Below are 14,825 nucleotides of genomic sequence, written 5' to 3' on the forward strand. Positions count from 1 at the left end.
AGGTACCCGGTGAGACCGTTCCGGGAACGCAACCCCGTCACCATCGGCGCGGTCGGGCTGGTGGTGCTGACCGGGCTGCTGCTGACCGCGTTCCGGCTGGACGACCTCGCGGCGCTGCGCGACCGGGCGTACGCGGCGGCGTTCCGGGATGCCAGCGGGCTGGTCGAGGGAAACGAGGTCCGGGTCGCCGGGGTACGCGTCGGCGAGGTGACCGAGGTGGACCTGGCCCGGGGCGGCACCGGCACGTACGTGCGGGTGCGGTTCCGGATCGACGACGGCGAGCTGCGGCTCGGCCGGGCAACCGCTGCGACGATCCGGATCAAGACGGTTCTCGGCCAGAAGTACCTGGCGCTGGCGCCGGCCGGACCGGGCCGGCTGGCCGAGGAGGCGGAGATCCCACTCTCCCGCACCGCGTCCCCGTTCGACGTGATGCAGGCGGTCACCGGGCTGGCCGGCACGCTCGACGAGATCGACACCGGGCAGCTGGCGACCGCGTTCACCACGCTCGCGGAGACCTTCGCGGACACCCCGGGCAGCGTGCGCTCCTCGCTGGACGGGCTCTCCCGGCTCTCCCGCACGGTCGCCAGTCGGGACGCCGAACTGCGCGAACTGCTGGAGCGGGCCCGGAGCGTCACCGACGTACTGGCGAACCGGGACGAGGAGTTCCGTCGGCTGGTCGCCGACGGTGCCCTGCTGCTCGACGAGGTGCACCGGCGGCGGGACGCGATCCACGACCTGCTGGTCGGCACCCGGGACCTGTCGGCACAGCTCTCCGGGCTGGTCGCCGAGAACCGCGCCACGCTGGAGCCGACGCTGCGCCAGTTGCGCGGGGTGGTGGCCACCCTGCAACGCAACCGCGACGACCTGGAGCGGACGTTGCAGACGATGGGCCCGTTCCTGGACGCCTTCACCAACGTGCTGGGCAACGGCCGGTGGTTCGACTCGTACCTGCGCGGGCTGCTCCAGCCGTACGTGCCGACCGGAGGTCGCTGATGCGCCGGCTCCGCCCCGTCGCACCGAACCGGCGCCGGGCACTGCTCGCCGCCGGGGTGACCGTACTGGTGGCCGCCGCCGCCACGTTCGTGCTGCCGCACCAGGGCACCCCGCAGCGGCGCCTCGTCGCGCACTTCACCCGGGCGGTCGGCATCCACACCGGCTCCGACGTCCGGGTCCTCGGGGTGCGGATCGGTGAGGTCGTCTCGATCACCCCGGCCGGTCGTACCCTCCGGCTGGAGCTGCGCTACGACGCCCGGCACGACATCCCGGCCGACGCCTCGGCGGTGATCGTGCCACCGAGCCTGGTCAGCGACCGGTACGTCCAGCTCACCCCGGCGTTCTCCGGCGGTGCCCGGCTGCCGGACGGCGCCGAACTGCCGGTGAACCGGACGATGGCGCCGATGGAGATCGACGACATCTACCGGGCCCTCGACGAGTTCAACCGGGCGCTCGGACCGGGCGGCGCCAACGCCGACGGGGCGCTGGACGAGCTGCTCGGCACCGCCCGGGCGAACCTGGCCGGCAACGGGGACAACCTGCACGACACCCTGGACGGGCTCTCCCGGGCCCTGGACACCCTGGCCGAGGGGCGGCAGGACCTGTTCGGCACGGTGGCGAATCTGCAGCGGTTCACCACCGCGCTGGCCCGCAGCGACCAGCAGGTGCGGGCCTTCAACTCCCGCCTCGCCGACGTGGCCACCCAACTCGCCGCCGAACGGGACGACCTGGCCGCCGCGCTGCGCAACCTGGCGAACGCGCTCGGCGAGGTGACCCGGTTCGTCCGGGACAACCGGGCGATCCTGAAATCCAATGTGGAGGCGCTGGCGGACGTGACGAACGTGCTGGTCCGGCAGCAGAAGGCGCTGATCAGAATCCTGGACGTGGCCCCGCTGACCCTGTCCAACCTGAACCTGGCCTACAACGCCCGGTCCGGCACCCTGGACACCCGGGACAACCTGCTCGGGCCGTACGACCCGGCCGCGTACGTCTGCGCGACCCTGGCCGACGCGCTGCCGGCGCCGAAGGTGCCCAAGCGCTGCTTCGAGCTGGCCGAGACCCTGAACCTGAAGCGGCTCCCGCTCCCGGAGGAGTTGCGCACGCTGCTCAACCTGCCGCCGTCCGGCAAGCCCGCACCGGCGACGCCGCCGGCCGCCGGTGACGGCACGGCAGCACCCGTGCCCGGAGCGCCGGGGCCGGAGGTGTCGCTCGACCGCACGCTCGGTGGCATCCTGCGGGGTGTCCGATGAGCCGGCCGGTCCTCGCCGAGGCCCGGACGGTGACCCGGGCGGTCGCGGTGCTGCTGGCGGCGACGGTCGGGGCGACCGGCTGCGGCAGCCTGGATGCGGCCGGTCTGCCGCTGCCCGGCGGCGCGCCGAACGGACCGGCGTACGAGGTCACCGCCGAGTTCACCGACGTACTCGACCTGGTGCCGCAGTCAGCCGTCAAGGTCAACGACGTCACGGTGGGCAGTGTCCGGGAGATCTCGCTGCGCGGCTGGACCGCGCTGGTCCGGCTCCGGATCGACCGCACCGTGCGACTGCCCGGCAACGCCACCGCGGCGGTCCGGCAGACCAGCCTGCTCGGCGAGAAGTACGTCGCGCTGGCCGCCCCGGTCACCGAACCACCCGCCGGGCAACTCGGCGACGACGCCGTGATCCCGCTCGCCCGGACGAAACGGTCGGCCGAGGTCGAGGAGGTGCTTGCCGCGCTCGGCCTGTTGCTCAACGGCGGCGGGCTGGCCCAGCTCAAGACGATCAACCAGGAACTCGCCGCCGCGTTGCAGGGGCGGGAACCGGCCGCCCGCAACGCGCTGCGCCAGTTGGACACCTTCGTGACCGGGCTCGACCGGCAGAAGGCGGACCTGGTCCGCGCGGTGGACGCGCTGGACCGGCTGACGGATCGGCTGGCCCGGCAGCGCGCCGTGATCGGGGACGCGCTCTCCGCGCTCGACCCCGGCCTCGCCGTACTGGCCGAGCAGCGGAAGCGGCTCAGTGAGGCGGTGACCGCGCTCGGCGAACTGGGCCGGGTGGGGTCCCGGGTGGTCACCGAGAGCCGGGAGGACCTGGTGGCAAGCGTGCGAGCCCTGCAACCGACGCTCGAACAACTCGTCCGGGCCGGCGACGCACTGCCGAAGTCGCTCGACTTCATGTTGTCGTACCCGTTCCCACCGAACGTCACCGGTGCGATCGTCGGCGACTACATCAACCTCTCCCTCACCGCCGACCTCGACGCCGCGACGATCCTGGCGAACCTCTTCTCGGCCAAGCCGGTGGCGACGTCGCCGCCGACGGGCCGGAGTCGGCCCGGTGGCCGCGCCACCGGCAACCGGCCCGGTGCGAGCGGCGGCGGGCAGCGCCCCGGTGGCGGCGATGACGGGCGGCCCGGCGGGGTCGGGCCGCTGCTGCCCGGCGTACTGCCACCGGTCTGCCTGCCGGTCGGCGGGTTGCTGCCGATCGACTGGCTGCCGCCGCTGCTGCCGGAGTGCGAGCTGCCGCCGGGCTGTGAACTGCTCCGCCCCGGGTCGCTGCTGCCGCCGGGCGGGCTGCTGCCGCCGGGTGGAGTGGTGCCACCGGGCACGATCTTCCCGCCCGGCACCAGGCTGCCGCTGGGCACCATCCTCTCCCCCGGCTGCCTGCTGCCCCCGCCGGACGGGGCGACGAACGGGCGGACCGGCGGGCTGCTCGACATACTCGGCGGGGGGTCGTCGAAGTGACCGGACGTACCGCCCGACTCCAGGTGCTGGCGTTCCTGCTGGTCAGCGTGCTCGGGATCAGCTATGTCGCGGTCCGCTACGTCGGGCTCGGCGACCGGCTGCTCGGCAGCGGCTATCTGGTGTACGCCGACTTCGCCGACTCCGGAGGCGTCTTCCCGAACGCGTCGGTCAGCTACCGGGGCTTTCCGGTCGGTCGGGTCGAGGCGGTCGACCTGCACGGCGAGGCGGTCCGGGTCGCACTCCGGCTGGACGAGGACGTACGCGTCCCGGACGCGCTGCGCGCGGTGGTCTCGCAGCGTTCCGCCGTCGGCGAGCAGTACGTCGACCTGCGCCCCGAGCGCGACACCGGCCCCTGGCTGCGGGACGGCTCGGTGATCCCCAAGGAGCGCACCGGCACCCCGCTGGCCCCGGAAACCCTGCTGGCCAACCTGGACGCGCTGGTCCGCTCCATCGACCCCGACGACCTGGCGGTCGTGATCGACGAGTTGGGCGTCGCGTTCGAGGGGAACGAGGCGGCGCTGCGCCGGATCCTCGACGCGAGCGGCGCACTGCTCGCCGAGGCGACGGTACGGCTGCCGGAGACGGTGACGCTGATCCGGGACGGGCGGACCGTGCTGCGTACCCAGCAGGAGTCCGCCGCCGCGCTGCGCCGCTGGGCGGACGGGCTGGCCCGGCTCGCCGAGACGGTCCGGACCGCCGACCCGGACCTGCGGCGGATCCTCGCCGACGGGCCGGCCGCCGCGACCGAACTCGTCGGCCTGCTGCGCGACCTGGACCCGTCGATCGGTACCCTGCTGGGCAACCTGGTCGCGGTGAACGGGGTGGCCGCCCGGCGGCTGCCCGGCATCGAGCAACTGCTGGTGGTCTATCCGCTGGTGGTGGACGGCGCGTTCACCGTCACCCCCGGCGACGGCACGGTGCACTTCGGGCTCGTCTTGAACGTCGCCGACCCGCCGGCCTGCGTCTACGACGGGTCCACCCGCTGCACGGCGGCGGAGGCCGCCCGCGGTTCCAGTGTCCGGGGCAGCGCGGCGGCGCCCCGGCCCGGCGGCACCGACCCGGCGCCGCCGCGACCCGGCGGACCGGCGCTGCCGGAGCCGGACGTGCCGGCCGAGCACACCCCGCCGGTCTCCCCCGCCACCGTTGCCGGCTACGACCCGGCGACCGGGGTCGCGCTGGGCCCGGCCGGCACGCCGCTCTCCTTCGGCACGACCGGTGGGCAGTACCAGCTCGCCGGCGACCAGTCCTGGAAGCAACTACTACTTGCCGGCCTAGCGCCATGACCGATCCGAGGAGCCGACCGATGCGCAGCGGTGAGGAACGTAGGTTGAAACTGGTGAAGGGCTCAGCAGCGGCCGACCCGGGCACGCCGGCCGTCCCGCCGCCGACATCCGCCGAGGGACGGGCCCGGGCCGGCGGGGCACGCCGGTCGGGGGGCGGGACGCGACAGCCGGCCCGGGGCGGGCGACCGGTGCCCCGGCGTACGGTGACCCGGCGAATGCCGGTCGCCGAGGACCCGGTGCGGGAGATGCTGGAACGGCTCGACCAGGAACCGGCCGACCAGGAACCGGTCAAGCAGAATCCGGTCAAGCAGAATCCGGCCGACCACGAGGAGACCGAACAGAATCCGGCCGACCGCGAAAAGGCCAAGCAGGAACCGGCCGACCACGATGAGGCCGACCAGGAACGGGCCGGTAGCGCGAGCACAGCTGAGGCGGCCGGCGCGACCGGCGGGGCGGCGGCCGGGCGGAAGAGCGCGGGGCGGCGGCTCGGGACGACCGTCGCGCTGGTCGCCGCGCTCTGTGCGGCGCTCGCCCTGGCCGGTGTCTCCGGCTACCGGTGGTGGCAGGACCGGGCGGTCGAGCAGGCCCACACGCAGGCCCTGGCCGCCGCGCGGCAGACGACGGTCAACTTCGTCTCGGTCAGCGCGTCCAGCGTGGACAGCGACCTCCAGCGGATCACGGCCGGCGCCACCGGGGAATTCAAGGAGGAGTTCGTCCGGGGCCAGGCCAAGGTGCGGGAGGCGGTGCTGGAGAACAAGGTCGAGTCGAGGGGTACGGTGCTGCGCGCCGGCCTGCTCTCCGGCGACCTGCGCCACGCGGTGGTACTGGTGGCGATGGACGCGACCGTGCGGAACGTGAACGCCCCGGATGGACGGCCGGCCCATTACCGGATCCAGGTCGACCTGACCAGGGAAGGCGACTCCGACACCTGGCTGGTCTCCCGGCTCCAGTTCGTCGGCTGAGAGGAGCACTCCGATGCGAACGTCCATCGCCACGCTCGCCCGACGGCTGCGCCCCGGGCGCCGTACCGTCAAGGGGCGCCGTACCGCGGAAGGGCGCCGTACCGCCGAGGGTCGCCGTAGCCGCCTGCACCTCGCCCTCGCCGTCGCCACCGTGCTCGCCGGCATGGCGGCCGGCACCGCCTGGTACGCCCACCACCGGGCCGAGCAGCGCGACTCCGCGGTACGCCAGGCGCTGGCCACCGCCGGTCCGGCCGCCAAGGCCATCTTCTCCTACGACTACCGCAGCTTCGACGCCAGCGTCGCGAACGGACGCGCCTTCGTGACCGGCCCGTTCGCCGACGAGTACGCCGAGACGACCTCGGCGCTGAAGTCGACCGCCGTCGCCGAGCAGGCGGTGGTGCTCGCGGAGGTCTCCGCCAGCGGGGTGATCCGGGCGGAGTCGGCCGAGGTGGAGCTGCTGGTCTATCTGAACCAGTACCGCCGCAACGCCAACACCGACGGCGAGAAGGTCGACCAGAACCGGGTGGTCCTGGAACTGCACCGGGTCGACGGGGAATGGAAGGTGGCCCGGGCCACCGCCATCTGACCCGCGCTGCTCGCTGTCAGTCCGGCGGCTCCGGGGTGGCCGTCTGCCCCGACCCGGCCGTCTGCCCCGACCCGGCCGTCTGCTCCGGGGCCACCGTCTGCTCCGAGGTGCGCCGTTCCAGGAACGAGTCCGGGGCGGCCGCCGCCTCGGCGATGCGGCGCTCCGCCTCCGTCGTCCGGGGGTCGGACTCGGCCAGCACCGCCGCTCCCGCCTCGCGCCCGTCGGATTCGGCCAGCACCGCCTCGGCCTGCGCCTCCGGGTCGTCGCTGCCGACGGACTGTTCCTCGGGAAGCAGGTGGGCGGCCCGGTTCTCGACCCGGTCACTCGGCTCTTCACTCATGTCGCGATCCATACCCGGACCATCGCGCCGCTACTCGCCGGGACTTTCCCGGGCCGTCCAGGCCTCACGGAGCCTGGGACAGGGTCGCGACACTCTCATCAAACGCATCGAGGTCGGCGCGTACCGGTATGAATGTGACTCTCCATGCGGTAAGCAGAGAGTGATCTCGGACTCGGTGGCACCGGGCGATGCGCCCCACGATCGCGCGGGCCGCTCACTCCGACTTCAGGTTCAGGATTGCGGTGCCGTCGGTGATGCCCTTGACAGTCACCATTTGCTTGACATACATACCGAGGACATCCTCTGGTTCTCCTGAGCACGATGTGTGCGCAAATCCACTGGCGTTGTTCGCGTAGAAGGCGGTCGTGCAGCCCTTCTTGATGGTGGCGCCAAGACTGGGCCCGGCGGGGAGGGCCATGCGCACCTCGACGCTGTCGGCGTTCACCTTCCGCACGGTGAAGGGACCGGCACCGACCGGAGAATCGGACAACGTGATCGTGACCGGTTTGGACACAGCGATCTCGCAGTTGCCGCCAAGACATGCCTGGTAGTTCGTACCGTCCTGGGCGCTCGGCTGGTTCGAGGTCGGGGCGGGCTCAGGCGCCGAGCTGCTGGTTGGGGAACTCGTTTCGCTCTTCGAGGCAGTGGGCGGCGCGCTCGCGGAACCAGTGCCACCCACCTGGGCGCTGCCGCAGCCCACCGAGACGAAGGTCATCGTGAGCGCGCATGCCGTGATGGCCAGGCAACGAGACGTCAAGGTCGTCATGTCACCATGATGGACCCACCGCACCGGGACCACTCCCGAGCAGAAGACGGCGACCGGTGGGATTCGTCGATCCGACCTCGTTGTCGGGCGTGTGGCGAGAGGTTCAGCGGAAGAGGCCGACCGGGACCGCATCGGCGAGCAGCCGGTAGCCGGTCGGGTTGAGGTGCAGGTGGTCGCCGGAGTCGGCGGTGGACAGGAGCCGACGCGGGTCGGCCGGATCGTGTACGGCCCGATCGAAGTCGATCACCGAGTCGAACAGGTCGCCGGTGCGGATACCCCGGTTGACCGCCTGGCGGGTCGCCTCCCGCAGCCCGGCCGGGTCGTCGTAGTCGGCGTGGCCGCCGAACGGGGTCAGGGTGGCGCCGTACACCCGGATGCCCTGCGCGTGTGCCCGGGTGACGATCTGGTCGTACGCGGTGATCAGATCGTCGGTCACGGCGCGCTGCGCGGGCTCGGTGGCCTCGGCGGTGCCGATGTCGTTGACCCCCTCGAACACCACCAGCCAGCTGACGCCGCTCTGTGCCAGTACGTCCCGGTCCAGCCGGGCCAGCGCGTTCGGCCCCAGCCCGTCGTCGAGTACCCGGTTGCCGCCAGCCGCCTGGTTCACCACCGCGACGTCCGAGGTGGGCCGGTACCCGTGCAGCCGGTCCACGAGCCGGTCCGGCCAGCGGTCGTTTCCGTTGGTGGTGGAGCCGCGCCCGTCGGTCAACGAGTCACCGAGCAGCACCGCGACCCCGGTGGCGGGCCGGGCCGGCACCTCCAGCCCGCTGAGCAGGTACCAGTGGTCGACCGGGGTGGCGCCGGGCAGCGTCGACTCCGCCACATGGTTGCCGCGTAGCAGGTAGGAGGTGGTCCGGGAGCCGGGGTGCGAGGTGATTCGCTCCGACGCCTGCCCCTGCGCGAGATAGAGCGTCACGGTGAGGTTGGCCCGGGCCGGCACGGCGAGGTCGACCGGGTCGGAGACGATCTGCGCCCCGACCGGCACGGAGACCGACCCGCGACCGCTGAACGTCACCGGCCGCGCGCTGCCGGGCCGGATAGCGCTGACCCCGGCCCGGCCGTCCTCCGGCAGCGCCACGGTGGCGGCGGTTATCGGCAGCGGTGCACCGCCGAAGGCGTTGGAGAGGCGCAACCGGATCCGCGATCCGCCCACCGACACCCGGATGGTCTGCCGGAGCGTGCTGTCGGCCAGCACCCGGTCGTGCCCGGTGAACGGTGGTGGCGGCATGTTGTCCGGCTCGGCGAGCTGCGGCATCGATGCCCAGCTCGTCGCCCAGCGCTGCCCGGCCCGGCTGTGCAACGGCCACCTCCGGCTCGTGTCGGGTCTTCCCGGCACCGGCTCGGGCTGACAGCCAGAGGGGGCGGGTTCGGCTGCGGACCAATATAGGATCCGACCCGCGCGCCTACCCTCCGGTGCCCTGCCCCGTCGCCGGGGTCACTGCGCCGGCCAGTGCCGCAGAGCGGTGTCGACGGCGTCCACCGTTCTGGCCCAGGAGTCGTCGACCGAGCGGGGATGGTGCCGGAAGCCACCGGCCCGCTCCAGGCTCACGTAGCCGTGGAAGGTGCTGTGCAGCATGCGTACCGCATCGGTCTGGGCGGGTTCGGCCAGCCGGTATCCGCGCAGGATGCTGCGGGTCAGCTCGGCGTGCCTGCGGGCCGCGTCGGCGGCCACGGTGTCTGTCTCGGGGTCGAGCTCCAGCTGTGCCGCCGCATACCTGCCGGGGTGTTGTTTCGCGTAGTCGCGGTAGGCGTCGGCGAAGGCGGCCAGCGCGTCCCGGCCGGCCCGGCCGGCGAGCGCGGCGGCGGCCCGGTCGGCGAGTTCCGTCAGGGCCAGTGCCGCCACCCTTACCCGCAGGTCGCGGGCATTCCTGAGGTGGGAGTAGAGGCTGGCGTCCCGGACCCCGAAATGGCGGGCGAGCGCCGCGATGGTCAGCTTCTCGAAGCCGACCTCGTCGGCCAGCTCCGCCGCGGCCAGGGTCAGCCGCTCGGCGGTGAGCCCCGCACGCGGCCGGCTGGAAGATGCACCAGGGTGCATGTGCCACACCTCACGCCTAGGATCGTTTGCTGTCCGCCTAGAGGTATTAGGCTGGTTCCTATGCTACCCCTGACCGAGCCCGAGATCCGCGCCTCCTTCGTCAACTGCACGAAGGGCGAGGCGAAGCGTCTCGCCGTGCCGAGGGACCTCGACGAACGCCCCTGGACCGACCTCGACTTCCTCGGTTGGCGGGACCCCGCCGCCGCCGAGCGGGCCTACCTGGTCGCCGAGTCCGGCAGCGGACTCGTCGGCGTGACGCTGCGGGCGGCGCCGCAGACCGGGCGCGTCCGGCGCAGCATGTGCTCGTTCTGCCTGACCACGCACACCGGAGACGGGGTCTCGCTGATGACCGCCCGCAAGGCCGGACGGGAGGGCCGGCAGGGCAACTCCGTCGGCGCCTATCTCTGCGCCGACCTGGCCTGTTCGCTCTACCTGCGGGGAAAGAAGGACGCCGGGCGGCGCCTCGACGAGACCATCACGTTGGCCGAGAAGGTCGAACGCACCACGGCCAGCCTCGCCGCCTTCCTGGGCCGGGTCGGCGGGGTGACCCTGCTCAGAAGCCCCGGCCCGCCCGGGACCGCTGGGACGCGCCCTTGAGGTGCCGCCCCAGCTCCCGGGCGATCTCCCGGTTGGCGTCCCGCTCGGCCAGGGCCTGGCGCTTGTCGTAGGACCGCTTGCCGCGCGCGACGCCGAGCTCGACCTTGGCCCAGCCGTTCGAGAAGTACAGCGACAGCGGCACCAGGGTCAGGCCGGGCTCGTGGATCCGGTCCAGGATCCTGTTGATCTCCACGCGCCGCAGCAGGAGTTTCCGCATCCGCTTCGGCTGGTGGTTCGTCCAGGTCCCGTAGGCGTACTCCGCGATGTGCAGCCCGTAGAGCCAGAGTTCCCCGTCCCGCTCCTGGGCGAACGCGTCGACCAGCGAAGCCTGCCCGGCCCGCAGCGACTTGACCTCGGTGCCGCGCAGCACGATTCCCGCCTCGTACGTCTTCAGGACCGCGTACTCGTGTCGCGCCTTCCTGTTCGACGCGATGAGCCTGCGCTCCACTTCCCTGGCCGCGACGACCTCCCCAGCGTCGACCCGGCTCCCCGGGCCACCCGGCCGGACCGGGTAGCCAGACTATACGCAGAGGTCAGCGGCGGGTTCGACGGAATTTTCCCGTCGTGCCACCGAGCGCCGGAGCCGGAGCCGGATGGGAGAATGGCGCGATGCCTGCCGCCGGCCGTACCCACATCCTCTTCGACTTCTTCGGCACCCTGGTCGACTACTCGGCAAGCCGCACCGAACAGGGCTACCCGGGCTCGCACGCCCTGCTCCGAGGGCTCGGCGCCGACCTGGGCTACGCCGACTTCCTGGCCGCCTGGTCAGCGGCCTTCGCCGACTTCGACCGGCGCAGCGCGGAGGACGACTCCGAGTTCTCGATGACCGAGGTCGGCACGGCGTTCCTGACCGATCTCCTCGGCCCGCCGCCGGCAGCGGACGACGTCGAGGCGTTCACCCGGGAGTACGTCCGGGAGTGGAACACCGGCGTGCGCTACCTCCCCGGCGTTCCCGACCTGGTACGCGACCTGCACCGTGACTACCGGCTCGCGGTCGTCACCAACACGCACCAGCCGGACCTGGTCCCCGGTCACCTCGCGGCGATGGGGCTGGCAGACTACTTCGACGCCGTGGTCACCTCGGTCGAACTGGGCTGGTGCAAGCCACATCCGCGGATCTACGCGGCCACGCTCGACATCCTCGGCATCGACGCCGGTGCGGCGGTCTTCGTCGGCGACACCTACCGGCCCGATTTCGTCGGGCCCGAGCGGGCCGGCATCCCGGCGTACCTGATCGATCCGGAGCGCCGGGCACCGGTGCCGGCGGCGCGCCGGCTCGACTCGATCCTCGACCTGCCCGCCCGGCTGCGGACCCGGCAGGCCGATGACGACCGGGTCACCGGCTCAGCTCGCTGACCAGCACCCGGGAGCGGATGAGGTCAGGACTTCTCGTCGGGTACGCAGACCGTCAGCGCGCCGGGCGCGACCCGGGCCTTGAGCCGGGTGACCCGGTCGCGGGCCCCGCCGTCCAGCTCGTAGCTCATCGGTTCGGCGAACCGGACGTTGATCTTCCGCCCCCGGGTGATCCGGACGAACGGCGAGGAGTCGGAGCGCCCGACCGCCATCCGGCCGAGGGTACGGGCCCAGTCCAGCACTCCGCTGGCGGTCGCCACGCCCACCTCCAGACATCCGTCGTCGGGGTGGGCGTCGTCGAAGGCCGGGATGCCGCCGGTGATCGTGCCGACGTTGCCGAAGAGTACGCAGCTCGCCTCCCCCTCGAACCAGTCCGCGCCGTCCACCCGGATCCGCATCCGGGTCGTCTCGCCACGTACGTGCCGCAGCCCGGTCCAGACGTACGCCAGCCGACCCAACCGATCCTTCAGGTCGCGGTCGGCCTCCCGGATCAGTTCCCCGTCGAAGCCCGCGCCGGCCATCACGGCGAAGTGTTCGCCGCCGAGCCGCCCGAGGTCGATCCGGCGGCGCGACCCGGTCAACCCGATCCGGACCGCGTCGGCCAGATCCTCCGGGATGCCGAGGTTGGTGGCGAGCAGGTTCGCCGTCCCGGCGGGCAGGATCGCCAGCGCCGCCTCCGAGCCGGCCAGCGCGTCCGCGCAGCGCTGCACCATGCCGTCCCCGCCCCAGACGAAGATCAGCTCGGCGCCTCTGTCGAGTGCCTTGCGTACCTTCTTCGGCGCCTTGCGGCTTTTCGGCACCTCGTACCAGAGCAGGTCCTCGATCCCGGCGCCGCGCAACCGGGAGCGGAGTTCGTCGAGCCCGCCGCCGAGCGACTTCTTCCGGTGCGCGACGACCGCGACCCGGGCCACCTGGGCCGGAGCCAGGACCGGTCCGGGTGTCGGGTCGGCGGCCGGCTCGGCGCTCAGCGTCGTACTCATGGCGCTGGTCTTACCCAGCGGCCCCGGCGGGCAAGCCGGTAGCCAGCGGCCCCGGGCCGCCAAGCGGTGCCTGGCGGCCCGGGCGCCGGCCGCGCCTTCCCGGCAGGGATCAGAGGGTACGGGCGAGCCGATCGGCGAGCAGCCGGGTGAACCGGGCCGGGTCGCCGAGTTCACCGCCCTCGGCGAGCAGCGCCATCCCGTACAGCAGTTCGGCGGTCTCGGCGACGGTCGGGTCCTCGCTACGCTGCTCGTACGCCTCCCGCAGCCCGGTCACCAGCGGATGCGTCGGGTTGAGTTCCAGGATCCGCTTCACCGCCGGCATCTCCTGTCCCATCGCCCGGTACATCTTCTCCAGGGTCGGGGTCATGTCCTGGGCGTCGCCGACGATGCAGGCCGGTGAGGTGGTCAGCCGGGACGACAGCCGCACCTCCTTGACGTTCTCCGCGAGCTGGGTGGTCAGCCAGCCGAGCAGGTCGGCGAAGTCCTTCTGCCGCTGCTCGCGCTCCTTGCCCGCGCTCTCCTTCTCCTCGTCGGTGTCGAGGTCGACCTGTCCCTTGGCGATCGACTGGAACTTCTTGCCGTCGAAGTTCGGCACCGCGGAGACCCACATCTCGTCGACCGGGTCGGTCAGCAACAGCACCTCGTAGCCCTTGGCCCGGAACGCCTCCAGGTGCGGCGAGTTCTCGATCATGGTGCGGGACTCGCCGGTGGCGTAGTAGATGTCGGTCTGCCCCTCCTTCATCCGTTCGACGTACTGCGCCAGCGTGGTCAGCCGCTCCGGATCGTGGGTGGAGGCGAACGAGGAGATCTCCAGGATGGTGTTCTGGTTGTCGAAGTCGTCGAGCAGGCCCTCCTTGACCGCCCGGCCGAACTCCGACCAGAAGGTCTGGTAGCGCTCGGCGTCACCGGTCTGCATCTCCTTGACCGTGGAGAGCACCTTCTTGACCAGGCGCCGGCGCATCAACTGGATGTGCCGGTCCTTCTGGAGAATCTCCCGGGAGATGTTCAGCGACAGGTCCTGCGCGTCCACCACGCCCTTGACGAAACGCAGGTATTCCGGCATCAGCTCCTGGCAGTCGTCCATGATGAAGACGCGCTTGACGTAGAGCTGCACACCACGCTTGGCGCCCCGCATGAAGAGGTCGAACGGCGCGCGGGACGGGATGAAGAGCAGCGACTCGTACTCGAAGGTCCCCTCGGCCCGCATGTGGATGGTCTCCAGCGGGTCAATCCAGTCGTGGCTGAGGTGCCGGTAGAACTCCTTGTACTCGTCCTCCTTGACGTCGTCCTTCGACCGGGCCCAGAGCGCCTTCATCGAGTTGAGCGTCTCGATCTCGGTGGTCGTCTTGCCGTCGCTGTCGGTCCGCTCCACCGCCGTCCGGATCGGCCAGGCGATGAAGTCCGAGTACCGCTTGACGATTTCCCGGATCTTCCACTCGGCGGTGTAGTCGAAGAGCTGGTCCTCGGAGTCCTCCGGCCGCAGGTGGAGGGTTACCGAGGTGCCCTGCGGCGCGTCGTCGACGGTCTCGACCGCGTAGGTGGCCCCGCCGTCGGATTCCCAGCGGGTCGCGGTCGACTCGCCCGCCCGCCGGGTCAGCAGGGTGACCTTGTCGGCGACCATGAAGCTGGAGTAGAAACCCACCCCGAACTGTCCGATCAGGTCCTGCGAGCCGGCCGCGTCCTTCGACTCCCTGATCTTCTCCAGGAGTTCCGCCGTGCCGGATTTGGCGATGGTGCCGATGAGGATGATGACCTCGTCCCGGGACATGCCGATGCCGTTGTCCCGGACGGTGAGGGTGCGCGCCTCCCGGTCGACCTCGATCCAGATGTGCAGATCGGAGGTGTCGACCGTCAACTCCTTGTCGGAGAATGCCGCCAGCCGCAGTTTGTCGAGCGCGTCCGAGGCGTTGGAGATGAGTTCCCGCAGGAAGATGTCCTTGTTCGAATAGATCGAATGGACCACCAGCTGGAGTAGCTGCCGCGCCTCGGCCTGGAACTCGAAGGTTTCGGTTCCGGTGCTCATGTGACCCCTCCACGAAAATGCCCACTGCCGACAGGGAGCGACGCCGGTGATCCTGCCCCGCACCGGCGATGCGCTCGGCGATAGCCGGCGCCATCCTAATTAACGCTTCCCCGAGGCCGGAAGCCGGGGGATTTCGGGCTCCCGGACTCCTGGGACGCCGGACGCCTGGGACACCCGGACGCCGAATCCGA

At 71.8% G+C, this 14,825-nt stretch carries 15 protein-coding genes; 8 read left to right on the forward strand and 7 right to left on the reverse strand.

The window, feature by feature from the left end:
• Positions 1-9: 9 nt before the first annotated feature.
• Genes EV371_RS19425 through EV371_RS19450 form a run of 6 tightly spaced genes read left to right on the forward strand, consistent with a single transcriptional unit; the run spans position 10 to position 6,540 of the window.
• Positions 10-993 carry an MCE family protein gene (locus tag EV371_RS19425; protein WP_130463305.1) on the forward strand — a complete coding sequence of 328 codons (984 nt, stop codon included), beginning with the start codon at positions 10-12 and terminating at the stop codon, positions 991-993.
• Entirely contained in the window at positions 993-2,243 is a 1,251-nt protein-coding gene (locus EV371_RS19430; protein ID WP_207230542.1) for an MCE family protein, read from the forward strand. Before EV371_RS19425 ends, EV371_RS19430 begins: the two co-directional genes overlap by 1 nt.
• A complete protein-coding gene (locus tag EV371_RS19435; protein ID WP_130463306.1) occupies positions 2,240-3,709 on the forward strand; it encodes an MCE family protein in 1,470 nt (489 codons plus the stop codon). The genes EV371_RS19430 and EV371_RS19435 overlap by 4 nt, the downstream gene beginning before the upstream one ends.
• Positions 3,706-4,992 (forward strand): MCE family protein, encoded by a 1,287-nt coding sequence (locus EV371_RS19440; protein ID WP_165436740.1) that lies wholly within the window; start codon positions 3,706-3,708, stop codon positions 4,990-4,992. Before EV371_RS19435 ends, EV371_RS19440 begins: the two co-directional genes overlap by 4 nt.
• 20 nt (positions 4,993-5,012) lie before the next feature.
• On the forward strand, positions 5,013-5,954 hold the full coding sequence (locus EV371_RS19445; protein ID WP_130463308.1) for a hypothetical protein: 942 nt from the start codon (positions 5,013-5,015) through the stop codon (positions 5,952-5,954).
• A 13-nt stretch (positions 5,955-5,967) separates the two neighbouring features.
• Complete coding sequence (locus EV371_RS19450) at positions 5,968-6,540, forward strand: hypothetical protein (protein ID WP_130463309.1); 573 nt, start codon at positions 5,968-5,970, stop codon at positions 6,538-6,540.
• A 16-nt stretch (positions 6,541-6,556) separates the two neighbouring features.
• Here EV371_RS19450 and EV371_RS19455 read toward each other — a convergent pair whose 3' ends face one another.
• The 4 genes from EV371_RS19455 to EV371_RS19470 form a co-directional block, all read right to left on the reverse strand.
• Positions 6,557-6,880 (reverse strand): hypothetical protein, encoded by a 324-nt coding sequence (locus EV371_RS19455; RefSeq protein WP_486484698.1) that lies wholly within the window; start codon positions 6,878-6,880, stop codon positions 6,557-6,559.
• 214 nt (positions 6,881-7,094) lie between these two features.
• Positions 7,095-7,646 carry a hypothetical protein gene (locus EV371_RS19460; protein WP_130463310.1) on the reverse strand — a complete coding sequence of 184 codons (552 nt, stop codon included), beginning with the start codon at positions 7,644-7,646 and terminating at the stop codon, positions 7,095-7,097.
• A 103-nt stretch (positions 7,647-7,749) separates the two neighbouring features.
• Positions 7,750-8,946, reverse strand: coding sequence for an SGNH/GDSL hydrolase family protein (locus tag EV371_RS19465; RefSeq protein ID WP_349340347.1), 1,197 nt, complete (start codon positions 8,944-8,946; stop codon positions 7,750-7,752).
• Positions 8,947-9,081: 135 nt separating this feature from the next.
• Complete coding sequence (locus tag EV371_RS19470) at positions 9,082-9,681, reverse strand: TetR/AcrR family transcriptional regulator (RefSeq protein ID WP_130463311.1); 600 nt, start codon at positions 9,679-9,681, stop codon at positions 9,082-9,084.
• A 60-nt stretch (positions 9,682-9,741) separates the two neighbouring features.
• Here EV371_RS19470 and EV371_RS19475 point away from each other — a divergent pair, with 60 nt between their 5' ends.
• Positions 9,742-10,278 carry an FBP domain-containing protein gene (locus EV371_RS19475; protein ID WP_130463312.1) on the forward strand — a complete coding sequence of 179 codons (537 nt, stop codon included), beginning with the start codon at positions 9,742-9,744 and terminating at the stop codon, positions 10,276-10,278.
• Here the strand turns inward: EV371_RS19475 and smpB are convergent.
• Positions 10,235-10,726 carry an SsrA-binding protein SmpB gene (gene smpB, locus EV371_RS19480; RefSeq protein WP_130463313.1) on the reverse strand — a complete coding sequence of 164 codons (492 nt, stop codon included), beginning with the start codon at positions 10,724-10,726 and terminating at the stop codon, positions 10,235-10,237. The genes EV371_RS19475 and smpB overlap by 44 nt on opposite strands.
• Positions 10,727-10,887: 161 nt before the next feature.
• Here smpB and EV371_RS19485 point away from each other — a divergent pair, with 161 nt between their 5' ends.
• Positions 10,888-11,634, forward strand: a complete 747-nt coding sequence (locus tag EV371_RS19485; protein WP_130463314.1) for an HAD family hydrolase — start codon at positions 10,888-10,890, stop codon at positions 11,632-11,634.
• Between the two features lie 23 nt (positions 11,635-11,657).
• On the opposite strand, the gene EV371_RS19490 is transcribed toward EV371_RS19485, so the two are convergent.
• Positions 11,658-12,611 carry a diacylglycerol kinase family protein gene (locus EV371_RS19490; RefSeq protein WP_130463315.1) on the reverse strand — a complete coding sequence of 318 codons (954 nt, stop codon included), beginning with the start codon at positions 12,609-12,611 and terminating at the stop codon, positions 11,658-11,660.
• Positions 12,612-12,720: 109 nt separating this feature from the next.
• Positions 12,721-14,634 (reverse strand): molecular chaperone HtpG, encoded by a 1,914-nt coding sequence (gene htpG / locus EV371_RS19495; protein ID WP_130463316.1) that lies wholly within the window; start codon positions 14,632-14,634, stop codon positions 12,721-12,723.
• Positions 14,635-14,825: the final 191 nt, after the last annotated feature.

The organism is Plantactinospora sp. CNZ321 (assembly GCF_004217235.1).